21 protein-coding genes are annotated in these 24,593 nt (G+C 74.1%); 12 read left to right on the plus strand and 9 right to left on the minus strand.

Features of this window, described 5'->3' with window-relative positions; genetic code table 11:
* Positions 1-187: 187 nt before the first annotated feature.
* Both ACZ7KF_RS30690 and ACZ7KF_RS30695 read left to right on the plus strand, forming a co-directional pair.
* Positions 188-1,480, plus strand: coding sequence for a ThuA domain-containing protein (locus tag ACZ7KF_RS30690; protein WP_471082099.1), 1,293 nt, complete (start codon positions 188-190; stop codon positions 1,478-1,480).
* A gap of 173 nt (positions 1,481-1,653) precedes the next feature.
* Entirely contained in the window at positions 1,654-2,466 is an 813-nt protein-coding gene (locus tag ACZ7KF_RS30695; protein ID WP_471082102.1) for a maleylpyruvate isomerase family mycothiol-dependent enzyme, read from the plus strand.
* Positions 2,467-2,500: 34 nt separating this feature from the next.
* Here the strand turns inward: ACZ7KF_RS30695 and ACZ7KF_RS30700 are convergent, their stop codons facing one another.
* Positions 2,501-3,601 carry a PP2C family protein-serine/threonine phosphatase gene (locus tag ACZ7KF_RS30700; RefSeq protein ID WP_471082105.1) on the minus strand — a complete coding sequence of 367 codons (1,101 nt, stop codon included), beginning with the start codon at positions 3,599-3,601 and terminating at the stop codon, positions 2,501-2,503.
* A 264-nt stretch (positions 3,602-3,865) separates the two neighbouring features.
* Here ACZ7KF_RS30700 and ACZ7KF_RS30705 point away from each other — a divergent pair, with 264 nt between their 5' ends.
* From ACZ7KF_RS30705 to ACZ7KF_RS30720, 4 genes are all read left to right on the plus strand, one after another.
* Complete coding sequence (locus tag ACZ7KF_RS30705; RefSeq protein WP_471082108.1) at positions 3,866-4,582, plus strand: FadR/GntR family transcriptional regulator; 717 nt, start codon at positions 3,866-3,868, stop codon at positions 4,580-4,582.
* The gene (locus ACZ7KF_RS30710; RefSeq protein WP_471082111.1) at positions 4,579-5,967 is read left to right on the plus strand and encodes a hypothetical protein; all 1,389 of its coding nucleotides are present in this window, start codon (positions 4,579-4,581) and stop codon (positions 5,965-5,967) included. Before ACZ7KF_RS30705 ends, ACZ7KF_RS30710 begins: the two co-directional genes overlap by 4 nt.
* A complete protein-coding gene (locus ACZ7KF_RS30715) occupies positions 5,964-7,820 on the plus strand; it encodes a GMC family oxidoreductase (protein ID WP_471082114.1) in 1,857 nt (618 codons plus the stop codon). Before ACZ7KF_RS30710 ends, ACZ7KF_RS30715 begins: the two co-directional genes overlap by 4 nt.
* Before the next feature lie 497 nt (positions 7,821-8,317).
* Positions 8,318-10,930 carry a SpoIIE family protein phosphatase gene (locus ACZ7KF_RS30720; protein WP_471082117.1) on the plus strand — a complete coding sequence of 871 codons (2,613 nt, stop codon included), beginning with the start codon at positions 8,318-8,320 and terminating at the stop codon, positions 10,928-10,930.
* Between the two features lie 73 nt (positions 10,931-11,003).
* On the opposite strand, the gene ACZ7KF_RS30725 is transcribed toward ACZ7KF_RS30720, so the two are convergent.
* Positions 11,004-11,954 (minus strand): nitrilase-related carbon-nitrogen hydrolase, encoded by a 951-nt coding sequence (locus ACZ7KF_RS30725; protein ID WP_471082120.1) that lies wholly within the window; start codon positions 11,952-11,954, stop codon positions 11,004-11,006.
* Between the two features lie 50 nt (positions 11,955-12,004).
* On the opposite strand from ACZ7KF_RS30725, the gene ACZ7KF_RS30730 reads away from it, so the two are divergent.
* Complete coding sequence (locus ACZ7KF_RS30730) at positions 12,005-12,967, plus strand: LysR family transcriptional regulator (RefSeq protein WP_471082123.1); 963 nt, start codon at positions 12,005-12,007, stop codon at positions 12,965-12,967.
* Between the two features lie 81 nt (positions 12,968-13,048).
* Here ACZ7KF_RS30730 and ACZ7KF_RS30735 read toward each other — a convergent pair whose 3' ends face one another.
* Positions 13,049-13,981 carry a phenylalanine 4-monooxygenase gene (locus tag ACZ7KF_RS30735; RefSeq protein ID WP_471082125.1) on the minus strand — a complete coding sequence of 311 codons (933 nt, stop codon included), beginning with the start codon at positions 13,979-13,981 and terminating at the stop codon, positions 13,049-13,051.
* A 333-nt stretch (positions 13,982-14,314) separates the two neighbouring features.
* Positions 14,315-16,045: a sensor histidine kinase gene (locus ACZ7KF_RS30740; protein WP_471082128.1), complete on the minus strand. Its 1,731-nt coding sequence runs from the start codon at positions 16,043-16,045 to the stop codon at positions 14,315-14,317.
* 314 nt (positions 16,046-16,359) lie between these two features.
* Here ACZ7KF_RS30740 and ACZ7KF_RS30745 point away from each other — a divergent pair, with 314 nt between their 5' ends.
* Positions 16,360-16,827, plus strand: coding sequence for a pyridoxamine 5'-phosphate oxidase family protein (locus ACZ7KF_RS30745; RefSeq protein ID WP_471082131.1), 468 nt, complete (start codon positions 16,360-16,362; stop codon positions 16,825-16,827).
* 133 nt (positions 16,828-16,960) lie between these two features.
* Here ACZ7KF_RS30745 and ACZ7KF_RS30750 read toward each other — a convergent pair whose 3' ends face one another.
* Both ACZ7KF_RS30750 and ACZ7KF_RS30755 read right to left on the minus strand, forming a co-directional pair.
* Positions 16,961-17,647: a pyridoxamine 5'-phosphate oxidase family protein gene (locus ACZ7KF_RS30750; RefSeq protein WP_471082134.1), complete on the minus strand. Its 687-nt coding sequence runs from the start codon at positions 17,645-17,647 to the stop codon at positions 16,961-16,963.
* Entirely contained in the window at positions 17,644-18,735 is a 1,092-nt protein-coding gene (locus ACZ7KF_RS30755) for a zinc-dependent alcohol dehydrogenase family protein (RefSeq protein WP_471082137.1), read from the minus strand. The genes ACZ7KF_RS30750 and ACZ7KF_RS30755 overlap by 4 nt, the downstream gene beginning before the upstream one ends.
* Before the next feature lie 253 nt (positions 18,736-18,988).
* On the opposite strand from ACZ7KF_RS30755, the gene ACZ7KF_RS30760 reads away from it, so the two are divergent.
* The 3 genes from ACZ7KF_RS30760 (at position 18,989) to ACZ7KF_RS30770 (ending at position 20,953) form a co-directional block, all read left to right on the plus strand.
* Positions 18,989-19,393, plus strand: coding sequence for an STAS domain-containing protein (locus ACZ7KF_RS30760; RefSeq protein ID WP_471082140.1), 405 nt, complete (start codon positions 18,989-18,991; stop codon positions 19,391-19,393).
* A 104-nt stretch (positions 19,394-19,497) separates the two neighbouring features.
* Positions 19,498-20,070, plus strand: coding sequence for an Rv1733c family protein (locus ACZ7KF_RS30765; protein WP_471082143.1), 573 nt, complete (start codon positions 19,498-19,500; stop codon positions 20,068-20,070).
* A 181-nt stretch (positions 20,071-20,251) separates the two neighbouring features.
* Positions 20,252-20,953, plus strand: coding sequence for a response regulator (locus tag ACZ7KF_RS30770; RefSeq protein WP_471082146.1), 702 nt, complete (start codon positions 20,252-20,254; stop codon positions 20,951-20,953).
* Positions 20,954-21,016: 63 nt separating this feature from the next.
* Here the strand turns inward: ACZ7KF_RS30770 and ACZ7KF_RS30775 are convergent, their stop codons facing one another.
* Both ACZ7KF_RS30775 and ACZ7KF_RS30780 read right to left on the minus strand, forming a co-directional pair.
* The gene (locus ACZ7KF_RS30775) at positions 21,017-21,460 is read right to left on the minus strand and encodes a universal stress protein (protein ID WP_471082149.1); all 444 of its coding nucleotides are present in this window, start codon (positions 21,458-21,460) and stop codon (positions 21,017-21,019) included.
* Between the two features lie 161 nt (positions 21,461-21,621).
* The gene (locus tag ACZ7KF_RS30780; protein ID WP_471082152.1) at positions 21,622-22,512 is read right to left on the minus strand and encodes a universal stress protein; all 891 of its coding nucleotides are present in this window, start codon (positions 22,510-22,512) and stop codon (positions 21,622-21,624) included.
* Positions 22,513-22,959: 447 nt separating this feature from the next.
* Here ACZ7KF_RS30780 and ACZ7KF_RS30785 point away from each other — a divergent pair, with 447 nt between their 5' ends.
* Positions 22,960-23,643: a CBS domain-containing protein gene (locus ACZ7KF_RS30785; protein WP_471082155.1), complete on the plus strand. Its 684-nt coding sequence runs from the start codon at positions 22,960-22,962 to the stop codon at positions 23,641-23,643.
* A gap of 116 nt (positions 23,644-23,759) precedes the next feature.
* Here the strand turns inward: ACZ7KF_RS30785 and ACZ7KF_RS30790 are convergent, their stop codons facing one another.
* A complete protein-coding gene (locus ACZ7KF_RS30790; protein WP_471082158.1) occupies positions 23,760-24,494 on the minus strand; it encodes a CBS domain-containing protein in 735 nt (244 codons plus the stop codon).
* Positions 24,495-24,593 lie beyond the last annotated feature (99 nt).

A 24,593-nucleotide genomic window follows, 5' to 3' on the forward strand; every position in this document is an offset into this window, starting at 1 on the left:
ACCGCGCCGCGGCGGTTCCTGCCTCCAAGTGCTCAACTCGTTTGGCCCGAAAGGACTTTCTTGACGTCACCTCTTGACGGCCCTGGTCCATACCTTTAGTTTCACGGGCCAGCACCTTCCACGCATACGCCCAGCGGTCACATACATGAACCACTTCGCCTCGCGGCCCACCCGAAGGGAAGATCGGATGCGACAGGTGAGACCCGGTGCAGTGCGCGTGCCCACATGGCTGGCTTTTCTGCTCGCGGCACTGTTCGGCCTGACGGCCCAGCCGCCCGCCCAGGCGGCGGCAGCCGCGCAGCCGTTCCGCGTGCTGGCGCTCTACAACGGCACCTGGGACGCCGCCCACATCAGCTTCGTCCACGAGGCCAACAGCTGGTTCCCCCAGCAGGCGGCCGCGAACGGCTTCACCTACACCGCCAGCCACGACTGGGACCTCCTCGCGAACGGCGGCGTCGACGACTACCAGGTCGTCCTCTTCCTCGACGACCTGCCGCAGACCGCCGCCCAGCGAACCGGCTTCGAGCGGTACATGCGCAACGGCGGCGCGTGGCTGGGCTTCCACGTGTCCGCCTTCACCACGGACGCGCGGAGCTGGCCGTGGTACCACGACCAGTTCCTGGGCAGCGGCAACTTCCGCTCCAACACCTGGGGGCCGACCACGGCGGTCCTGCGGGTGGAGGACCGCACGCATCCCGCCACGAAGAACCTGCCCGCGACGTTCACCTCGTCGGTCAGCGAGTGGTACAGCTGGTCCAACGACCTGCGCCAGAACCCCGACATCAAGATCCTGGCCTCCGTCGACGCCGCCGCCTTCCCGCTCGGCACCGACCCCGGCCAGACCTGGTACAGCGGCTACTACCCGATCCTGTGGACGAACACCAAGTACCGGATGCTGTACGCGAACTTCGGCCACAACGCGATGAACTACGACACCGGCACGACACTGTCGTCCACGTTCGCCAGCGCGACGCAGAACCGGTTCCTCCTGGACGGGCTCAAGTGGCTGGGCGGGGCGACGTCCACCCAGCCGCCCGCGGACGGCATCTCCGAGACCTCCTGGTACACCGTGCGCAACCAGGGCAACGGGACCTGCGTCGACACCCGCGCGGCCGGCACGGCCGACGGGACGGTCGTCCAGCAGTACACCTGCAACGCCACCACGGCCCAGCAGTTCCAGTTCCGGTCCACCGACAGCGGCTACCTGCGCATCACCGCCCGGAACAACCCCCAGCAGGTCATCGATGTCGTCGACCGCTCCCCAGCGGACGACGCGCCCCTGCAACTGTGGTCCTACGCCGGAGGCGCCAACCAGCAGTGGCAGCCGGTGAAGGAGGCCACCGGCCGGTACCGCTTCACCGCCCGGCACAGCGGGAAGTGCCTGACCGCGTCCGCCTCCGCCACCGACAGCGTCCGGCTCACCCAGCGGCCGTGCGACGGCTCCGGCACCCAGAGCTTCCAGCTGGTCCCCCAGTCCTGACCACGGCCGGCAGCCGCCCGGGTGCCGGATCCGCCACTGAGCCGCGGACCCGGCACCGGGCGGCTGCCGTACGGCGCGCCATCGCCGACGTGCGCCGATTTGCCTTCGAGTGCGCTCCAGCGTCCACACTGACCACGACGGGAATCCGGGTCGAGGACAGAACGGCGGCACACATGGCGACGACGAGCGGGGCGGGGCACCCTCTGCCGTACGACACCTACCGCGAGGCCATCGCACGGGAGACCCGCGTCTTCGCCGACGTGGTCGCGGGCGCCGACCCCGCGAGGCCCGTACCCTCCTGCCCCGACTGGACGCTGGCCGACCTGACGCGGCACGTGGGGGCGGTGCAGCGCTGGTTCTGCGTGCTGCTGACCCGGCGCGTGCAGGAACCTCCGCGCAGCCGCGACGTGGAACTGGGGCTGCCCGACCGCGCGCGGGACTATGCCGACTGGGTGGCCGCCGGGGTGCCCGAGGTGTCGGCCGTGCTGCGGGACACCGACCCGCACGCGGCGATGTGGGCCTGGGGGGTGGACCAGCACGCGCGGTTCTGGGCCCGCCGGATGCTCTTCGAGACGCTGGTGCACCGGGTGGACGCGGAACGCGCCGTGGGCCGCGAGCCGGACGTCGACCCCGTGCTGGCGGCGGACGGCGTGGACGAGTTCCTCGTCAACCTGCCCCACGCGGGACTCTTCGCTCCCGAGGTGACGAAGCTGCGCGGTGACGGCGAGACCCTAGCGTTCCGGTGCGCGGATGCCGGTGGCGCGGGCGGCGAGGAGTGGCGGGTGCGGCTCGACCCGGACGGCTTCCGGCTGCTGCCGCGCGGCGGCGGCGACGCGGAGTCCGCGGCCCCCACCGCGGTGGTGCAGGGGCCGGCCGCGGATCTCCTGCTCCTGCTCTACGGGCGCCGGTCGTACCGGGAGCCCGTGTTCGACGTCTCGGGAGACGTCACGGTCCTCGACCGCTGGTTCGCGCACACGGCCTTCTGACACCAGGAAGGCGGCCGTGCTCCGTGCACCGCGCTCAGCCGGCCGGTGACGGAGGCGGTACGGGTCGGTAGTCGGCGGAGAGGCAGACGGCGAGCGCGGCGATGTCGTCCTCCAGACGGTTGCCGCTGTAGTCCAGCAGGTCGTGGTGGAGCCGTTCCAGGAGCCCCCGCGGCGGCAGGGTGGGCCAGGAACGCAGGCGCTGGAGCAGGGGGTAGAAGGAGCCGGCCGCGTCGCGCGTCTCCGTGATGCCGTCCGTGTACAGCAGGAGCTGGTCGCCGGGGTGGAACGAGTAGTCGTCGACGTGGTACGGCTCGCCGAGGAGCATGCCCAGGTTGAGCGGCGGGGCCGAGCGTCCCCGGTCCAGTTCGCCCACCTCGCCGCAGCGGATGCGGATCGGGGGCGGATGGCCGCAGTTGACGACGTGGATCCGCGGGGCGTGGGTGGGGATCTCGACGAAGACGGCGGTGACGAACCGTTCGCCCACCTCGCTTCCGCCCAGCAGTGTCGCCCTGCGGCTCATGCTCGTCTCCACCCGGTCGACCAGGGCGGGAAGAGCGGCCTCGTCGTGAGCCGCCTCGCGGAACGCGCCGAGCAGGGCCGCGGCGGTCTCCACCGCCAGCAGCCCCTTGCCGCGGACGTCGCCGATGAGCAGACGGACGCCGTACCGGGTGGGGACGGCCTCGTAGAGATCGCCGCCGATGCGCGCCTCCGCGGCGGCTGACAGATAGAGGCTCTCCAGGTGCAGACCGCCGATCCGGTGGGGCACCGGCCTGAGCAGCACTCGCTGTGCGATGTCGGCCACGAAGCGCACGTCGGCCAGCGTGCGTTCACGGTGGGTGCGGTGCGCGGCCAGGATCGTGCCGAGGACGCCCACCAGAGCGGTGCAGATGTAGGCGGCCACGTAGTGGCGGTCCCACAGATAGCCGACCTCCCGGCCGGCGCAGCACGGGGTGCCGGCCAGGACTCCTTCCAGGAGGATGGCGAAGGCTGCGGCACCGGCGACGACGGCGGGCCCGTGGGCGAAGGCCGTCACCAGCGGCAGGGCGATCAGCACGAAGCTCACCGGCCACTGCACGGGCGTCACGGGCTCCAGGAGCAGAAGGACCACGACGTACAGGACCGGCAGCCACCGCATCCACGCCGGAGGGGCCGCCAAGTGCGTCCGCGGGCCGGCACCGTCCTCCGACTCTCGACCGGTATGTCCGGACTTCGGCATACGTGGTCTTCGCACACGGACTCCTGTCACAGGAACTCGACAAGACGTCCAGCCTGGTGTGCCGGACCGCGGCACGCCGGGATTGCTCCACTCAACGGCATGTTCCGTCATGGCCATTGACTCCCCGACCCGCTATTGGTTGAGTGGCTCAGCCACTGAACCACTGTGTCGTTGGAGGCCCGGGTGGAAGCACTGCCACGCGAGACGATCGTCGACGTACTGGAGAGGAAGCTCCGCGAGGACATCCTCGCCGGGCGTCACCCGGCCGGGAGCTATCTGCCCCCCGAGCGCGAACTCGCCGACGGATTCGGGGTCACCCGCACCACGCTCAAGCACGCGTTCGGCCGGCTGGTGCAGTCCGGACTGCTGGAGACGCGCCACGGCGTGGGGACGCGGGTACGGGACTTCCTGCGTCTGGGCGGGACCGATCTGCTGCCCATGCTGGTGCGTCACAGCCCCGACTGGATCGGGGAGATCTTCGAAGTACGCCGCAGCGTCGGCGCGTTGATCGCCGAACGTGCCGCGGATCGCGCCACGGCGCGACAGGTCACCGAACTGCGCCGGCTGCTGGCGGCCGTGGGGGCCGCGGACGGCGGCGACCCCGCGCAGCTGGCGGACGCCGAGGTGCACCGGGCCCTGGCCCGGGCCACCGGCAACCGCGTCTACGTCCTGCTGACCAACACCTTGTTCAACGCGTACCTGCCGGTCCGGGCCGCGCTGGTGGGGCCGTTCGCGGACGCGCGGGCGGCGCACGACCGGCTGGCACCCGTCGTCGAGGCCGTGGCGGCCGGTGACCCGGCAGCCGCCCGCACCGCCGCGGGACACTATCTGTCGACGACGGAACGCATCATGCTCGAAGGGCTCGCACGCTCCGGCGGACGCCCGGAGGATGCCCGGTGACCCCACGCGGCACGATGTTCCGGGAGACGATGCTGGGCCGGGTCCGGCTGGCCGGCGACGAGAGCGACCGCCCGGTGCGGCTGGACCTCCTCGCCCGTGCCGACAGCCTGCTGCTGCCCCGTCGCACGACCCGGGCGCGGCTGACGGGACGGGTCCGGATCGCGGGCCGGGCCGACGACCCGGCAGCCGAGGGCGAGTTGGAGATCTCGCCGCTGGCACGCCGCAGGATCCGCTACCGGCTGGGCTTCCGGCTGGAGGGTCGGCGGCTGCTCCTGGACGGCTGGAAGTCGGTGTCGCTCCGACGTCCCGTGTCCTCGACGACCGTACTGCCGTACACCCTCTACGAGGACGGTGAACCCGTCGGCGAGGGCGTTCTGCGCTTCCCCCTCGCCACCGGCCTGCTGCCCTTCCTCGCCGGCTTCCGGTTCCCCCGGGCGGCCGAGGTCGAGCGGAGTCTCGCGCCGCGCTGGGACGGGACCGCGGGGCGGACCGAGGTCTGGTACACCACCCTGACGGATCCGGCGACCGGCAGCGGCGTCTGGCTGCATCACGAGGTCGTCGCACCGCGTGACGGTGCGCCCGCCTACGCCCACGGCTGGATCGCCGTGTTCCCCGAGGACGGCCCGGCCGAGCACGCCCGCTTCGGCCCCACCCCCTGGACGGGCGACCCACGGGGCTTCTCCGCCGACGGCGTCAGTGTCGCTCCCGGCCGCCTCAGCGGGTCGGCCGGTCCGTTCGCCTGGGACCTCACCGAGGAGCCCCAGGGCCCGCCGCTGCACACCTTTCCGCGCTGGTCCTGGCGGCATCCCTGGCTGCCTGCCTCGCACATGCTGCCCGCGGCCAGCGCCCGCTACGGCGGAACCGTCCGCCACGGCACCGGCGAGCTGCGGCTCACGGACGCGCCCGGCGCGAGCGCCCGGATCTACGGCCACGGCAATGCCCGCCGCTGGGCCTGGCTCCACGCCGACCTGGGAGGCGGTGACGTGCTGGAGGTCGTCGCCGCGGTGTCGATGCGGCGCGGGCTCGACCGGCTGCCGCCCCTGGTGTTCCTGCGCCTGTACCGGAACGGCCGCGGCTGGCCCCGGCGGGCGGAGCGGCCGGCCGTGGGCTGGGCGGGCGTCGGGCGGTTCCGCGCGGACATCGGCCTTCCGCGGTGGCGGGTGGAGGGCCGTGCGGGCCTGCGCCGTGTCCGGGTCACCGTGACCCTGCCGCCGGACGGGACGCTCGCCCTCGACTACACCGACCCGGACGGTTCCGCCGCGGTGTGCCGCAACAGCGAGCGGGCGGACGCGGAGGTGTGCCTGGAGCGCTGGCGGGGCCGCTGGCGGCCGGAGGCCGCGTGGCGGCTGGCGGGCACCGCGCACGCGGAGGTGGGCGACCGGTGAACACGGCTCCCCGCGCGCTGACGGGCCTGGTGGCCGCCGTCCTCGCCGACGACGGGACGGCCCCCTGGACCGGTGCCGTGCCCCGGCGCGTCACGGCCCTGCTCGACGTCATGCCGGCCCCGGCACGCGTCGCGGTACGGGGCGCCGCCGCGGCGATCGACGCCTACGCCGTCGCCCGCACGGGCCGGCGGCTGTCCGCGCTCGGCGCGCCGGAGCGGGAGCGCGTGCTGGCGTCGCTCGCCGCGCGCCGGACCCTGCTGCCGCTCCTGGACGCGGTCAAGATGCCGCTCCTGCTGGCCGCCGGCACCGAACGGATGCTGCACCACGGCCCCGCGCCTTCGGTGTCCGCCCCCGACGACCCGCCGCTCGACTGCACGCCCTCCCGGGACTGGCCCACGCGGTCCACCGCCGACGCGGTCGTCGTGGGATCGGGCGCCGGGGGTGCGACGGCCGCCCGGACGCTCGCCGCCGCCGGCATGCGCGTGGTGGTCCTCGAAGAGGGCGAGCACCACTCGACCGCGTCGTTCGGGCGGCGGGCTCCGCTCGACCGCTTCGCCGACCTGTACCGGGACGGCGGCGCGACCATCGCCGTGGGGAACCCCCCGCTGCTCCTGCCCGTGGGCCGGGCCGTCGGCGGCACCACCGTGGTCAACTCCGGTACCTGCTACCGCACACCGGACCATGTCGTCGCCCGCTGGCTGAACCGGCACGGGTTCGCGGCCGCCGAGGGCTTCGGCACCCGCCTCGACGACGTCGAACGCGCTCTTCAGGTGGCACCCCAGCCGCTGGACGTCCTCGGCGGCAACGGGCTGCTCGCGCTGGCCGGGGCCAGGGAACTGGGATGGGCCGCCGCGCCCCTGCGGCGCAACGCCCCCGGCTGCCGGGGCTCCTGCCAGTGTGTCGTCGGCTGTCCCGCCGGCGCCAAGCAGAGCGTCCAGCTGTCCGTGCTCCCCGACGCGTGCGCGGCCGGCGCCCGGATCGTGACCGGCGCGTGGGTGCGGCGGATCCTCACCGACCGGGACGGGCCGGGCGGCCCCCGGGCCGCCGGGGTGCTGGTCCGCCGCCCGGACGGCAGCGCACTGGAGATCCTCAGCCCCCTGGTCGTGGTCGCCGCCGGGACACTGCACACCCCGCCGCTGCTGCGCCGCTCCGGCCTCGGCGGCCACCCGCGGCTCGGCCGCAACCTCAGCGTGCACCCCGCGCTCAGCGTCGCGGGCCGCTTCGGCCACCCGGTCACCGGCCGGCGGAACGTCCTGCAGAGCGTCGGGGTGGAGGAGTTGCGCGCCGACGGCATCCTCATCGAGGCCACCGCGGCGCCCGCGGGGATGAGTTCGTTCGTCCTGCCCGGTGTCGGCCGCGCGCTGCGACGCGAACTGGAGGAGACGGAACGGCTGGCGACTCTCGGCGCCATGATCGCCGACCGCCCCTCGGGCCGCGTCCTCGGGCGCGTCCGCCCGCTGCCCCGCTACGACCTCGCGCCGCGCGACGCGGGCCGGCTGCTCCGGGCCCAGCGCGCCATGGGGCGTCTGCTGTTCGCCGCCGGCGCCGAGGAGGTGCTGACGGGCGTTCCGCACGCCCCGCGCGCCCGCACCCCCGCCGAGCTGGAGACACTGCTCGACACGGTGAGCGCGCGGCACCTCCATGTCTCCGCGTTCCACCCCACGGGCACGGCGGCGGCCGGCGCCGACCCCGAACGGTCACCGGCGGACCCGGAGGGGCGGTTGCGCGGGGTGGACGGCGTGCTGATCACCGACGGTTCGGTGCTGCCGAGCTGTCCGGAGGTGAACCCTCAGCTGAGCATCATGGCGGCAGCCCTGGCCGTAGCGGAGCGTTTCGTGGCGCGGGGCCGGTGACATGACGGCCGGGGGCGAGCCGTCGTACCCGCCCCCGGCCGCCCCGCCGATCCGGGCCTGCGCGGTCGCCGTGGTGTGGCCGAGGTGGCCGGCCCGGCCCTCGCGGCGCAGTGCCGGGGTGGTGGCGAGCACCGGCTCGACGAGGCGCACGCCGAGCTGCACGGTGGTGGGGGCGCGGCCGGCCGGCAGGGCGGTGAGCACGGCGGTGCCGGGGGCGGAGCCGAGGTGGGTGGCCGTGTCGTGTGGCCCCGGCGGGTCGCCGTCGCCGCGTCGGCTGGGCGTCCCGGTCGCCGAGCACGGAGCGGCGGTGCTAGAAAGGGGAGATGCGCGGACGTTCCCGCCGCCCACGGGCGAGAGCGGCGCCGCCGCCCGGCACAGGGTGGTCATCCGATCCGTCCCGTAGCCGACGGCCGTGGCCGTCACGCGGACGCCGTCTCTCGTCGTCCCTGAGCGCCGGCACGCTCGCCGCGCAGGTCTTTCTGCTGCAAGCCCTGATCATGCTGTTGCTGGTCGCGGTCGGGGCCGGCGCCCTGGTGCTGCAGGGGCGGTACGACGCCCAGGAGAGCGCCGAGGACCGCTCGCTGGCCGCGGCGCAGGCGTTCGCACACGCGCCCGGAACGGCCCTCGCGCTGCGTTCGCCGGATCCCACGGCCCGGCTCCAGTCGGCGGCGGAGCAGGCCAGGAAGGGCTCGGGTCTCGATTTCATCAGCGTGCTGGACGCCCACGGGGTCCGGCTCACCGACTCCGACCCCGCGCTGATCGGCACGAAGGCCCAGGGTGTCGGCCGGGCCGCCGCGGGCGAGACGTTCACCGAGACGTACCACGGCCGGCCGACCGACGCGGTGCGCGCGGTCGTACCCGTGCTGGACGCGAGCAGACGCGTGGTCGGCATGGTCACCGCCGGTATCCAGTACGCGAACGTGGGCCACGTCCTGAACCGGCAGATCCCCCTGCTGCTCGGCGCGGCGGCGGGTGCGCTCGTCCTGGCGACCGGCGGCGCGGCCCTGGTCAGCCGCCGACTGCTCCGGCAGACCCACGGACTCGGCCCGGTCGAGATGACCCGGATGTACGAACACCACGACGCCGTGCTGCACGCGGTGCGCGAAGGGGTGCTGATCGTGGGCGGCGACGGGCGTGTCCTGCTCGCCAACGACGAGGCCCGCCGACTGCTGGACCTGCCCGGGAACGCCGACCAGCGGCTCGTCACGGAGCTGGGGCTGGGCCCGGATCTGACGGGGTTGCTGGAGGCGGGCGAGGCCGCCTCCGACGAGGTCATCCCGGTCGGGGAGCGGCTGCTGGCGGTGAACGTCCGCCCCACGGCCCCGTACGGCGGCGCCCAGGGGCTGGTCGCCACCTTCCGTGACACCACGGAGCTGAGGGCCCTGTCCGGGCAGGCCGAGCTGGCGCGGGGCCGGCTGTCGTTCCTGTACGAGGCGGGCATGCGGATCGGCACCACGCTGGACGTGCGGCGCACGGCCGAGGAACTGTCCGAGGTGGCGGTCCCCCGCATGGCCGACTTCGTCACCGTGGAGCTTCTCGACTCGGTCCTGCGCGGCGAGGAGCCCACGGGGGCGGTGCACGAGATGCGCCGGACCGCGCTGTGCGCCGCCCGGGCCCGGCCTCCCCTGCAGCCGGTGGGCGACCTCATCCGGTTCGTGATGCCCGACTCCCCTATGGCGGTGGCACTGCGCCGGGGCACGGCCGTCCTGGAACCGGACCTGCGCACCGCCCAGGACTGGCGGGCGCAGGACCCGGTGGGGGCCCGGCTGGCGCTGGACTACGGCATCCACTCGCTGATCACGGTGCCGCTGCGCGCCCGCGGAGTGGTCCTCGGCATGGTCAACTTCTGGCGTGGCGCCGACACCCCGCGGTTCGAGGAGGAGGACGTCGCCGTCGCCGAGGAACTGGTGGCCCGGGCCGCCGTGGCGATCGACAACGCCCGCCGGTACTCCCGCGAGCACGCGATGGCCGTGACCCTGCAGCGCAACCTGCTGCCGCTGGGCCTGCCGGAGCAGGACGTGCTGCAGATCGCCTCCCGCTACCTGCCGGCGCAGTCCGGGGTGGGCGGCGACTGGTTCGACGTCATCCCCCTGCCCGGCTTCCGGGTGGCCCTCGTCGTCGGTGACGTCGTGGGGCACGGGCTCCAGGCAGCGGTCACCATGGGACGGCTGCGCACGGCCGTACTGAACTTCTCCTCGCTCGACCTGACCCCGGACGAGCTGCTCGGGCATCTGGACGAGATGGTGACCCGGCTGGACTCGCAGACCGCGACCGCCGACGACGACCGTGTCCCGCTCACCGGCGCCACCTGCCTCTACGCCATCTACGACCCGGTCTGCGGGCGCTGCTCCCTCTCCCGCGCCGGACACCTGGCGCCCGCCGTGGTGGATCCCCAGGGCAGGGTCACGTTTCCCGACCTTCCGCTGTCGCCTCCGCTGGGCGTGGGGGGGCATCCTTTCGAGTCCGGCGAGCTGGAGCTGGCCGAGGGCAGCCGCCTCGTCCTGTTCACCGACGGCCTGGTCGAGAACCGCGGACGGGACATCGACGAGGGGCTGGAGCTGCTCGCCTCGACCATCGCCCACACCGACCGGACACCGGACGAGACCTGCCGCGCCCTCGTGGCGGCGATGCTGCCCGGGCGCCCCAAGGACGACGTGGTGCTGCTCGTCGCCCGCACCCGTACGCTCGGCCCCGCGTCCGTCGCGACCTGGGAGGTCCCGTTCGACGTGGCGGCGGTGTCCCAGGTGCGCGCCGAAGTGGGCCGCCGGCTGGCCGACTGGCAGCTGGAGGGCGTCTCGTTCGCCACGGAACTGATCCTCAGCGAACTCCTCACCAACGCGATCCGCTACGGCGCTCCGCCCGTGCGCGTCCGGCTGCTGCTGGGCCGCACCCTGGTCTGCGAGGTGTCGGACGGCAGCAACACCTCGCCCCGGCTGCGGCGCGCGGCCAGCACCGACGAGGGAGGCCGCGGCCTGTTCCTGGTCTCCCAGTTCGCCGACATCTGGGGCACGCGGTACGCGGCACGGGGAAAGGTCATCTGGGCCGAGCAGAACCTGGACCGCACCGCGGAACCGGACGTGTCGGCCCTCTTCGACGTCATGGAGCTCTGACGGAGGAGGCTCCATGACCGAGGTCCGGGACTCCCGTCGCACGGCGGCCCCGCCGATCGGTCCATGGGGGGTCTCAGCGCTCCTCCCCCGCCCGGCCGCGGGTCCGGGCGACGGAGGTGCGGGCGGACTCGTCGACGCGGAGGGTGAAGACGTCGGGACGGGCGTAATGACCGGTCGGGTCGAAGTCGAAGCGGGCGCGCGCCAGGTCGTCCAGGTCGAGTTCGGCGGTGAGGATGCCCTCGCCGTCGCGGAGCGGTCCGGCGAGGACCTCGCCCAGCGGGGAGACGATGACGGAGCCGCCGCCGATCAGCACGGTGTCGGGCGCCTCTCCCTGCACGGGGTGGAGGTCGGCGGGCAGGGCGTCACGGCGCAGGTACTGGCCGGCGCCGAGGACGAAACAGCGGCCCTCCAGGGCGATGTGCCGCAGGGTGGCCTGCCAGGTGTCGCGGTCGTCCACGGTCGGCGCGCACCACAGGTCGACGCCCTTGGCGTACATCGCGGTACGGAACAACGGCATGTAGTTCTCCCAGCAGATGCCGGCGCCCAGACGGGCCGTGCCGGTGTCGACCACGGGGAGGGTGGAGCCGTCGCCCTGGCCCCACAGATACCGTTCGGCGGCGGTCGGCATCAGCTTGCGGTGCAGGCCGAGGTAGCCGTCCGGGCCGAAGAAGAGCGCCGAGCAGTACAGGGTGCCGCCCTGCCGTTCGACCGCGCCGACCACGGCGTGACAGCCCAGTTCCCGGGTGAGGCCGGCCAGGGCGGCGACCTCGGGGCCGGGGACGTCGATGGCGGCGGCGTGGTAGCGCCGGAACAGGTCGCGGCCGGCCGGCGTGCGGCTGCCGACCGTGATGCCGAAGTCCAGGCCCTTGGGGTAACCGCCGAGGAACGCCTCGGGCAGGACGACGACCTCGGCGCGCCGGCCGAGGACGGCCTCGCGGATCAGGTCCTGGGCCCGGGTCAGCGCGGTGGGGGTGTCGAACAGCGGGGCGGCGGCCTGGACGACGGCCGCGGTCAGAGTCGTCATACCGCCGAGACTAGGAACCGCCCGGCTCATCCATCAAACTAATGCTTACGATGATCGACATCTATGAAACCGAATTCCGGCAGGCCGACCTGAATCTCCTGGTCGTGTTCGCCGCGCTGATGCGCGAGCGCAGCGTCACCCGGGCCGCGGGGGCGCTGCACATGAGCCAGGGCGCGGCCAGCGCCGCACTCGGCCGGTTGCGGAGGCTCTTCGCCGACGAGTTGTTCACCCGGACCCGCACCGGCGTGCAACCCACCGCACGCGCGGTGGAACTCGCCCGCCGCATCGAGCCGGCCCTCGGTCTCCTGCACGGCGCGGTCACCGCCCGGGACCGCTTCGACCCGGCCACCGCGCCGCGCGCCTTCACCCTCGGCATGTCCGACGACCTGGAGGCCGCGCTGCTCCCCCGCCTCCTGGCCGCGACGGCGGACCTGCCGGGCATCCGGATCGCGGTACGGCAGGCCAACCGCAACACCGTGGCGGAGATGCTCGACCGCGGCGAGATCGACCTCGGTGTGGCCGTGGCGCCCGCGCACGGCGACGCCCACCGCAGCCGCCCGCTGTTCACGTCCGGGTACACCTGCCTGTTCGACCCCCGTCTCCTGCCGCTGCCCACCCCGCTGAGCCTGGACGACTACCTCGCCCACCCGCACCTGCTGATCTCGTTCGACGGTCGCCGAGGAATCGTCGACGACCTGCTGGAGGCGCGGGGTCTGACCCGGCGGGTGATCGCCTCCACCACGCACTTCGCCGGTGCCGCCTTCCATCTCACCGCCGTGCCCGCCCTCGCCACCCTCCCCGCCCACGCGGCGGCCCGCTACGCGGAGCGCCTGGGTCTGACGGCGACCGAACCGCCGCTGCCGATGCCCGAGTACACCGTCACCGCGCTCTGGCACACCGCCACGGCCGAGGACCCCGCGCACAGCTGGCTGCGCGACCTGCTCACCGGACTCGCCCGGACGCCAGCCCCGGACCCGACTCCCCCACCGGGGTCCCGCCCGCCGGCGGGCTAGGGGCGCCCCGGGCCCGTACCGGACTTCGCGCGAGCCGGGTGACGAGGCGAGGATCCGCTTCGCCTGGAGCGGGCCGGTCCGTCATCCGCGCCGGTCGAGTACCGCGCCCGGCTCGGGACGGGCCATGAAGCCGCGTTCGGGCAGTGCGGGCAGACGCAGCCGGGCGCGGGTGTCCTCGTCGAAGTCGTCGAGGAAGCCGTGGAGGAAGTCCGCGAGGCGGGGCAGCGGGTCGACGGCGTACAGGACCGGCTGGTAGCCGGCGACCTCGTAGGGCAGGCGCAGCATGTCGGGGATGTCGAGGGGCCGGATGTCCGCGCGGGGGAAGTGGCCGAGTTCGCCGTACGAGGACAGCAGCGCGGCCCCGTACGCCTTGGGGCTGCCGTCCTCCCAGGCCACGCCGTACTCCAGGGTGAACCAGTACAGACGGCTGATCAGATCCAGGGCGTCGCGCGACTCCACGCGGGCGGCGGCACGGCCGACGGTGCGGTACAGGTCGGCGAACCACGGGTCGCACAGGTGGGTGCCGTGGCCGAACACATCGTGCAGGACGTCCGGTTCCGGGGTGTACAACGGCATCGCCGGATGGCGGACGTACTGCACCGCGTGGAAGTAGCCGTCGGCCATGGCGCCCAGGAACCGCTTGTTCGGCACGATGCCGCCCGCCAGCGTGAACCGGAAGCCGGTCAGTTCCTCGAGATGGTCGGAGACCTCCTCGTGCTGGGGGACCCGGTCCGCCGGGACGGGGGCGTTCTCCCGGGCCCGCAGCACCTCCCGGCAGGCCCGCTCCCGTTGCGCCTCGACGAGCGCCGCGTGGACGGTGCGCCAGGTGGCGTGCTCGTCCTCGGTGTACTCCACGTGTGGGGACGTGGAGCCGACCGGGTGGTGCTCGGCGGCGGCCGCGAGGCGGTCCCGGCGGCGCCGGTAGGCGGCGTCGGCGAAGCCGGGATGCTCCTCGGCGGCGCCCAGACGGCCGCCGTGCGGGTCCAGTGGCGTGCGGCGCAGCCAGTCGATCACCAGGTCCTCCTCCGTACGCTCGGCCTGCCGCGAAGTCGGTGCGGCGAGGCACCGTGCCCATCCTGGCAATCGCCCGGCCGCACCACCCGCGACGCGCCAGGCGCGGCCGTGGGGGCCACCGGTGCAGCGGGCGTCGCACGGGGGGGGCGCCCGCTGCCGGGAGGGTCGGCCGGCGCGTTCGCGGCGCGGCGTGGGCCCGCGTGCGTCCGCCGCCACGGCCGGTGCGGGAGTCCGCGGGAAGGGGTGTCCGTGGGGCGGGGCCCGAGGACCCCGGGCCGGGTCCAGGTGGCCCGTGGTGAGGCGGGCGGGGCGAGTCCAGGCCGGGAGCGCACCTCACCCTCGGCGGGCGGGCAGCGGGACCCGCCATTCCAGGGTGGCGCCGCCGCCTTCGGTGACGGTGACCTCCAGCCGTCCGCCGAGCTGCTCGGCCCGCTCGGCCATGTTGCGCAGTCCGCTGCGGCGGCCACCGGACGGGATGCCCACGCCGTCGTCGGAGACCCCCAGCGACACCTCACGGCCGTCGGTCGTCAGCACGACCTGGGCGCGGCGGGCGCGGGCGTGCCGGGCGACGTTGGTGAGGGCCTCGGAGAGCACGGCCATGACGTGGTCTCCGATATCGGCCGGCACGTCGGTGTCGACCAGGCCCTCCATGCGGACGCTGGGCGCGAATCCCAGTACGGGGGCGGCCTCGCCGACCGCGCGGACGAGCCTGGCGCGCAGTCCGCTTCCGGCGGAGCCCTGCCGCGCGCGCAGCCCGAAGATCGTCGACCTGATGATCTTGATGGTCTCGTCGAGGTCGTCCACGGCCCGTAACACCCGCTCGGCGGCCTCCGGATGCTCGATGAAGCGGCCCGCGCTCTGCAGGGTCATGCCGGTGGCGAACAGCCGCTGGATGGCCAGGTCGTGCAGGTCCCGCGCGATGCGGTCGCGGTCCTCCAGCACCGCGATCTGCTGGGCGTCCTGTCGGCGCTCGGCCAGTTCCATCGCGATCGCGGCCTGGGCGGCGAAGCCCTGCAGCATCTCGGTCTCCCTCTGCAGGAAGACCGGCCGGTCGGCTTCCCGGGCCACCAGGACCACTCCCCGGACACCGCCCGCGCCCGTGCCGATGGGGACGGCCGCGGCGGGGCCGAGTCCGGCGAAGCGCGGTGGCTCCTGGGAGATCCGCGGGTCGTTGACGACGTCCTCGCTGGTGATCGGGGCGGTCGCGGAGTACGCCAGCCCCATCAGGCTTTCGTGCACGGGCAGCACCAGTCCGCGGTGTGCGTCGGCGTCCACTCCGACTGCGATCTCCACGGTGAGCGAATCGGTGTCCTCCATGGGCATGGCGACCGCCGCCAGGGCCGAGCCCGAGATGTCCCGCGCGCGCTCGGCGATCAGGCCCAGGGACTCGGCACGGTCGCTGCCGGACATCAGGCCGTGGCCGATCTCCGCGTTCGCCAGCAGCCAGCGCTCACGCAGCCGGGAGTCCTCGTACAGGCGGGCGTTGTCGATGGCGACGCCGGCGGCCACGGCCAGCGTGGAGAGCACCGACTCGTCCTCCTCGTCGAACTCCAGCCCGCCGCGCTTCTCCGTCAGATACAGGTTGCCGAAGACCTGGTCGCGCACGCGGATCGGAACACCGAGGAAGCTGTTCATCGGCGGGTGGCCCGGCGGGAAACCGTACGAGGCCGGGTGCCCGGAGATCTTCGCGAGCCGGAGCGGCTCGGGGTGCCGGATCAGCTCGCCGAGGATGCCATGCCCCTCCGGGTAGGGGCCGATCGCGGCGATCTGCTGCTCGGTCACGCCGACGGTGTGGAAGGCGGACAGCCGTCTGCCGTCCGGTCCGATGACCCCGAGCGCCGCGTACTCGGCGTCCACGAGCACCGCCGCCGCCTCCACGATGCAGTGCAGCGCCTGCTCCAGGTCCAGTTCCCGGCCGACGGCGAGGACCGCCTCCAGCAGACTGTGCACGCGCCCCTGGGTGCTCCGGGCCGCGTCGATGCGGGCCTGCAACTCCTCCAGCAGTTCGTCGAGCTTCAGCTGCGGCAGTCGTACGCGGGGCTCCTCGGGGCTTGTCACCCACATCCCTCCAGGTCCCGTGGACGTGCGGACTGTGCACGCCGGGTCGGCTCCACCGTATCCGTCCGGTGCCGCGGCCCGTACGCCGGGTCGGCGGCGGGCCCGCCGCACAGGGGTGGCGGACGGCGGGCGCGGCAGGGACGACCGGCCCTCGGGCGGAGGGCCGAACGGCACTGGGGAAGTACGTGGCGGTGGCCGAGAGTGGAGCCAGGAGCGGCACCGGTCCTCCCCCGTGGTGCCGCTCCGCCCGCGCGGCGCCATGGCGCGCACCGCGCTGCGTCCGAGGAGCCAGGAGCCATGCACGCGCGAAGAAGCCGGCCATGATCCGTCAGTACGTTCCACCGCACCGCCGCGTCGACCTCGACCGGGCCGAGGCGCTGCGCCTGCTGGGCACCGTGTCCCTGGGCAGGGTCGTCTTCACCCGGCGGGCGCTGCCCACCGTCCGCCCGGTCAACCACATCCTCGACGGCGGTGACATCGTGATCCGTACGCACGAGGGCGCGGCGCTGACCTCGCACGCCCGCCAGGCCGACGGCTTCGGCGTGGTCGTCGCCTACGAGGCCGACGCCATCGATCCCGAGACGCACCTCGGCTGGAGCGTGGTGGTGACCGGCTACGCCCGGCTGGTCACCGACCCCGTCGAACTGGCGCGCATCCGGCGGCTGTTGGAGCCCTGGGTGCCGCAGCAGGGCGTGGACCACGCCGTCCGCATCCGTCCCGAGCTGGTCACGGGTGTGCTGCTCACCGGGCCGGACGAGACGTCGGGGCGGACGCCGCACCGCAACTGAGCGCAGTGGGAGCGCGGTCGCGGTCGAAGGCGGGGCCGGCACCGCAAGGGCACGCGGTGCGGGACCGGTGGAACGTCACCGGCCCCGCCGCCGTCGGGGGCCACCGGGCCGTCGGAGGTCACCGGCACCTTCGTCAGGTGGTGCGTCGGATCCCGACCCGGTGACCCGTCACCCGGTGCGGGTCGACCCGCACCCACACGTCCCGCGTCCCACCCGCCCAAGGGGCGCTGTACGCCTGCTCGGTGAGCCATTGCCGCTCCCGCGGGTCCGTCACCGTCCTGGCGAATCCCCGGATCAGGATGCTCCAGCCCCGGCTGAACGCGTCGTCGATGCGGTCGATCTCGAACGCCACCTGGCGGCCGGAGGCGAGTGACGGTGTCGCACCGAGGGCGGTCCGGAACACGATCGCGGCGTCGATGATGCTGTAGTCGACGGGCACGATCACCGGCCCGGTGGCCGTGGGCACCACCACGCGGCCCAAGCCGTGCGCACCCAGCAGCGCCTGGCACTCACCGGGTGCCATCTCGGTGAGGTGGCGTTCGCGTGCGGTACGTCCGAGTGCCGGCGGCAGGTCGACGGCACCGCCGGTCAGCTCGGCCACCGTGGTCTCCAGGACCTCGGCCAGCCTGATGAGCACACCGGTGCGGGGGGCGGCGCCGGGATGTTCCTCCAGGTAGCGCAGATAGCCGTCGGCGATGCCGACACGTGCGGCCGTCTGCCTGCGTGTCAGCCCCAGTCGGGCCCGCCGGGCGGCCAGGCGGCGGCCCAGGTCGCCGAGGGGCGTCTCCGTCGCCGGGTTCGTCGTCGTCTGTTCGGTCATGGTCGTCGCGTCTCTTCTCGTGGAGGCCGTGGGGCCACTTCCGCGTGCTGTTCCACGCCGAGCACCACCTTGAGCGCGCCCGTCTCGGCCGCCTTGGAGAAGACCTCGTACGCCTCCTCCATCCGCCCCAGCGAGAAGCGGTGGGTGACCAGTTGCCCGGTCGGCAGCCGTCCGGCGGCGGCCATCCGGAGCAGGGTGGGTGTGGAGGAGGTGTCCACCAGACCGGTCGTGATGGTCACGTTCTTGCTCCACAGGTCTTCGAGGTGCAGCGTGGCCGGCCCGCCGTGGACGCCGATGTTGGCGACATGGCCGCCGGGCCGGACGATCCGGGTGCACAGCTCGAAACTCTCCGGGACGCCGACCGCCTCGATGACCACGTCCGCGCCGAGCCCGTCGGTCAGGTCGGCGACCAGTTGGCCGGGGGCCTCGCGCACGTCGGCCACCGCGTCGGCCCCGAGCCGGCGGGCGGCCTCCAGCCGGGCGGGGGCCAGGTCGACGGCGATGATCCGCTCGGGCGAGAACAGCCGCGCGGTGACGACCGCCGCGAGACCGATGGGACCGGCACCCACGACGGCGACGGTGTCCCCGGGACGTACGTGCCCGTTGAGGACGCCCACCTCGTAGGCGGTCGGGAAGATGTCCGCGAGCAGCACGGCGTCCTCGCTGCGCACCACGTGGGTCAGCGGGTGCACGGACAGGTCGGCGCAGGGGACGCGGACGTACTCGGCCTGGGTGCCGTCGATCAGATGGCCGAGGATCCAGCCTCCGCCGCCGCGGCACTGGCCGTAGACCCCCTCCCGGCAGAACCGGCACCGGCCGCAGGAGGTGATGCAGGAGATCAGCACCCGGTCCCCGGGCCGCACGGTGCGTACGTCGCCGCCCACCTCCACGATCTCGCCGACCGCCTCGTGCCCGAGCACCGTGCCGGGGTGGACCTCGGGCACGTCGCCCTTGAGGATGTGCAGGTCGGTCCCGCAGATGGTGACGGCACCGACCTCGACGACGGCGTCGGTGGGTTCCTTGACGGCGGGGTCCGGGACGTCCTGCCAGGACGCCTTTCCCGGACCGTGGAAGACGAAGCCTTTCATCGTGCTCCTCACCCGCTTCGGTCGGTCCGCCGCGGGAACCGTGGCTCCGGAGCGGAGCCGGGCGGCCTTCCCGCACGTCCAGCTTCACCCGTGGGCGAGCGGGGCCGCTTGGGCCGTCCGGCCCCGGCGCGCGGCCGGACGGCGCCCGTCGAGGCCGCGCCCCCCGCGGCCCGTCCGAGGGCCCGGACGGGCCGGCGGAAGGGGGCCGGACGGCCCTTTCGCCAGGTCCGGCACCCCCGGTTTGCTCTCCCCCATGCCCGAGAACCACACGGCCTGCGTGTCAGAGCGCCACACCGAGGACGACGTGGTCGTGGCGGCCTGCGGTGGGCGCGGCGGAGCGACCCTCGTGTGCCTGCACGGCGAGATCGATCTGTTGTCGGTGCCCGCGCTGACGGAACGGCTCGACGCGCTCACCGCGCGACCGCGTCCCGATCTGGTGCTGGACCTGCGGCCGGTCACGTTCATCGACTGCGCCGGACTGGGGATCCTGTGCCGCGCGCGCAACCGGACCCTGGCCCGGCAGGGGCGGCTGCGGCTGGTGGCCGACAGCGCGGGCTTCCGGCGGCTGCTGCGGGTCACGGGACTGCTGGACGTCTTCGAGGTGTGCACGCGTCCGCCTGGGCCACTGCAGGTCCGCAACGGCCCCTCGTGGGCCTGAGGACGGACCCGGACAGCCCCCGGCGGGGCCCATCGGCCCCTGTCGGGGCCGATGGGCGGGAAGGCAGCGTCGAGGGTGTCACCACGCCGAGGAGGTGCCGCCGGATGGACGTGAGGAAGCGGCTGTGGCGGTGGCGGAGCAGTCCGCTGCGGCGCCGCGAGGACGTGGTGGAGGCCTGGCTCGTCCTCGCCGTCTGGGTGCTGGCCGTGGTCGGCGGCGCCGTGGCGGGGGTCCTGACGGCGCGTGCCGCCGAGGGGGTGTTCGCGCAGCAGCGCGCCCACCGGCACGCCGTCCGCGCCGTGCTGGTCGCCGACGCGCCGGAGGGCACCGCGGCGGCCTGGCCGGCGGACGGCCTGGTCCGGGCGGCGGTGCGCTGGACGGCTCCGGACGGCACCTCCCGTACCGGCAGCGCACCGGTCGACGGCGGTCTGCGGACCGGCGCCCGGGTGGTGGTGTGGCAGGACGACCACGGCCGGCTCGCCCCCACGAAACCGGCGGGCACCACGGAGGGCTCGGTCGAGGCGGGTCTCTTCGGCGCGGCGGCCGCCCTGGCCGTCATCGTCCCGGCGTACGGCGCGACGGCACTCGTGCGGCTGTGCCTCGACCGGCGGCGCATGGGCCGCTGGGCCAGGGAATGGGACCTGGTGGAGCCGCACTGGCGGCACCCCACGGGCTGAGGGCGGTCAGGGGCCCGGCGCGGGCCGCCGGGCCGGCGGTGGACGTGCGGTCCGGCCCCGAGTCCGACGATCATGGAGCGAGTGGGGCCGGACGGCCCTAGTCCGTACGGCACCCCTGGGCGGATGATCAGCAGCGTGGGCAGCCCAGAGCCTGTCCGTCGCCGGGGAACGAGAGGGCGTCATGGCCGAGACACGCAGCTTCACGGAGCAGAACCCGATCCGGGTGTTCCTGCTGGACGACCACGAGGTCGTGCGGCGTGGCCTGGCCGACCTGCTCGACGCCGAGCCGGACATCTCCGTGGTCGGCGACGCGGACACCGCCGAGCACGCCGTCGTCCGCTGCCCCGCGCTGCGCCCGCACGTCGCCGTCCTGGACGTCCGCCTCCCCGACGGCGACGGCATCTCGGTCTGCCGGGAGCTGCGCAGCCGGATGCCGGAGCTGGCGTGTCTGATGCTGACCTCGTTCGACGACGAGGACGCTCTGCTGGACGCCATCATGGCCGGAGCCTCCGGCTATGTGCTGAAGCAGATCAAGGGCTCGGACCTGGTCTCCGCGGTCCGTACCGTCGCCTCCGGGCAGTCGATGCTCGACCCCGCGACCACGGCCCGCCTCATGCGCTCCCTGCGGTCCGACCCGGCGCAGACGCCGTCGGTGCCGCCCGAGCTGGCGGGCCTGTCGCCGCGCGAACGGGACATCCTCGCCCTGATCGGGGACGGTCTGACCAACCGTGAGATCGGCGGGAGGCTGTACCTGTCGGAGAAGACCGTCAAGAACCACATCTCGCGGATGCTGGCCAAGCTCGGCGTCCAGCGCCGGGTACAGGCGGCGGTGCTCGCGTCCCAGCTGGAGCCGCTGTCGCCGCGGGAACGCTCCGACCACTGAGGCCGGCCTCCGCCGCGGACATCCGGCGACCGGCCGGCCCCCTCCCCGGCAGCGGGCCGCCGCTCAGTCCTTCTCGGCGCGCACGATGACCACGGGACAGCTCGCGTGTTGCGACACGTGCTGGCTGACCGAGCCGAGCAGGGCGCGGGCGAACCCGCCCCTCCCTCGGCTGCCGACCACCAGGGCCTCGGCTCCCTCCGCGGCCCGCAGCAGAACGTCGGTGGCGTTGCCGTGCACCAGATGGGTCCGGACCGAGCCGGCCGCGTCCTCGCCGAGCACGTCGGTCAGTTCCTTCCGCATCCGCTGCCGGGTTTCGTCCTGGTCGATGTCCATGTCCACGGCGGGAGCCGACCAGCCGTACAGCCCCGGCAGTTCCCACACCGCGACCGCGTCCACGATGCCGCCGACGAGACCCGCGTACCGCACCGCCCAGCGCAGGGCCGCGTACGAGGCCGCCGAGCCGTCCACGCCGACGACCACCCGGGGTTCGGAGCCATCCTTGTCCATGCGTCCCACCTCTCCTACGGATCCCCGCCCCGCCGTTCGGCCCCCTTCACCTCCACGCTGCACGCGGTGCCGTCATCTCGCCAGGGCAGTGCCGGCCGGGGGGCGTCCGGAACCTCGTGGCCGCTCCGGCCGCCGACCGCTCCCGGGACCCGCCCCGCGTCTCAGGTCGCGGGCACCTGGGGTCGTTCCGGCACGATCGCGACCGGGCACTGAGCGTGGTGCAGCAGCGTGTGCCCCACCCGGCCGAGCTGCAGCCCGAAGTGGCCCGTCCTGTGGTGCGCGCCGACGACCACGAGATCGGCGGCGGCCGACCGGTGCAGCAGGACCTTGCTCGCGGGGCCCTCGAGCGCCGAGCGGCGGGCGTCGACGCGCGGATACTCGGCGCTGAGGCTGTTCAGTGACGCGTCGAGCAGCGTGGCGGCCCGCGCCTCGGCCGCGGGTTCGCCCGGTGTCCGGTCGTCGCCCGGGTCGTGGGCGGAGTGGCGCCAGGCACGTACGACGTCCAGGACGCAGCGCCGGGCGCCGGCCTCGCGGAAGGCGAACCTCAGGGCCTCGGTACCGGTGTCGGCGTCACCGAGGCCGAGCAGGATGCGTCCGTGTGCGCCGGTCAGGCCGGCCTGGTCGCCTCGGACCACCACGACAGGGCAGCGCGCCCGGGCCGCGACGGCCAGGCTCACCGAGCCGAGCAGCAGTTCCGTGAGCCGCCCCCGCCCGCGCGATCCCGTCACCAGCGCGAACGCGTCGTTGCTCTCGTGCACGAGGGCCACCGCGGCGTCGTCCGGGAGGATGTCGGTGATGACCTTGACGTCAGGATTGCGCCGCTGGGCACGCTCGGCCGCGGATGCCACGATGTGCTCCTCCAGGACCAGCTCGGAGGGAGGCTCGTCATCGGCTGCCGGCAGGGCCCGTTCGTAACGCTCCCAGCGAGAGGCGTAGACGAGCCGCAGGGAGACACCGTGGCGCATGGCCTCGTCGACGGCCCAGTCGACCGCGAGCAGACACGCCTGTGATCCGTCGACGCCCACGACCAGAGGGAGTGTCATCGTCCCCACCGCCTTTCATGGGGCTGCCGCGACGCCGTTCGCGGGGCGGGCCCGCACAGGGAGGTGATTCCACGGTCGCACTGATTTCACCCTCGCGTCCGGTCCGGAGTGCCGCGGGGCGAGGCGCGCCCGGCGGGCCGGGCCGGCGGTGGACACGGCTCGGCGTCTCGCGCAGCGCGCGGGATCGGGGCCGAAGAGCCCTGGCGGACCGGCCGAGCCCTGTGGTGTGCTGGTGGTGGCGGGAAGGACCCGTTGGGATGCGGAGAAGCGGCCGAGAGTCGCGCACCGCGCAATCAGGATCCGCGAGAAGTGGATGGCCCTTCCCGTCCAGTCGTGCCGCAGCCACCCGCAGCCCGCGGAGCCCGTGCGCCGCGAACGGTCGATGCGCCCGCCTCCGTGCCTTCCTGCGGCAGCGGTGGTCCGACGTGGCCACGCGGTCCGGTCAGGAGGGACACCATGCGCACCAGCCCGCGTCGCGTGAGCGACGTGATGACGCACGCAGCCGTCGCCGTGGGCCGCAGGGCCCTGTTCAAGGAGATCGTCGAGCGCATGGAGCAGTGGAAGGTCAGCGCGCTTCCGGTGCTGGAGGGTGACGGCCGGGTGGTCGGTGTGGTGTCCGAGGCCGATCTGCTGCCCAAGGAGGAGTTCCGGGACAGCGACCCGGACCCGTCCACCCGGCTGCGCCGCCCGGCCGACCTGGCCAAGGCCGCGGCGACGCGTGCCGAGGAGCTGATGAGCGCTCCGGCCGTCACCGTCCATCCCGACGCCACGCTCGCCGAGGCGGCGCGCGTCATGGCCCTGCGCAACGTCAAACGGCTGCCCGTGGTGAACGCCGAGGGGCTGCTCGAAGGCGTCGTCAGCCGCGGGGATCTGCTGAAGGTGTTCCTGCGTCCGGACAACGACCTCGCCGACGAGATCCGGCGCGAGGTGGTCGACGTCCTCTTCCCTGCCCCGGTCGAGCCCGTGCACATCATGGTCGCCGAAGGCGTCGTCACGCTCACCGGACGAGTCACGGACGCCGCCCGGATCCCCCTCGCCGTCCGCCTGGTGCGGGGCGTCGAGGGCGTCGTGGGAGTGGACTGCCGGCTCACCCCGGCCGACGAGGGGCGGACGGGCAGCGGACAGGAAGCGGACGGGTAGGGGCTCGGGCTCGGAGAACCCGGCCCCGGGGGGGGACAGAGTCCGGGGGGACGGTGTGCAGGGGGACGGTGTCCGCTTGCTCTGCGCCCCGCGACGGTGTTCGGCCGGCGCCGCCGTCAGGCGCGGGCCGTCCGCTGTGGACGCGGCAGATCCGGATCCGGCAGATCCGGCTCGAGGTCCGGACGGCGGGGCGGACCGGCCAGCGCGCACCGCACGTCCACCACACCCTCCACGGCCCGCGTCAGCAAGGCGGCGAGCGGCACCAGCGCGGTGTCGCGGACCCGGCCCGTGAGCGTCACCACGCCGTCGCGCACCTCGATCCCGATCGCTTCGGCGTCCGTGCCGAGGTCGTCGTGTGGGCCGAAGAGCCGCAGGACGACCTCGCGCCGGACCTCCTCGGCGATGTCCTCGTCGGCCCGCAGGAACACCTTCAGCAGGTCGGCACGGCTGACGATGCCCTGGAGCACGCCCGCCCGGTCGACGACCGGCAGCCGCTTGACGCGGGAACGCGCCATGACGCGTGCCGCGTACGCGAGGGTGGCATCGGGCGTCACGGTGACCGCGGGGGCGGACATCAGGTCGCCCGCCGTCACCGCCCGTGCCTTGCGCACGTCAGGGGCGGGCCGCGCCCGACCGTACCGGCCGGGGTCTCCTCGGCGGTACTCCTCCTTCGGCAGCAGGTCGGCCTCGGAGACGACACCGACGACACGTCCGGCGTCGTCCAGCACCGGCAGGGCGCTCACCCGCCACTCCCCCATGGCCTTGACGATGTCCTTGAAGGCAGCCCCCGCGCGCAGGGCCACGACCCGGCGGGTCATCACGTCGTCCACGACGGTCAGAGCGACGTCCATGGCGTCCTCCCGAGGGATCGATGCCGTCCTGCGACACCTTCAGCCTGCGGCCACGGACCGCCCGCGGGCATGGGCCGAGCGGCCCGTGCGCGGGGCCCG

The organism is Streptomyces sp. NPDC038200, assembly GCF_055600785.1.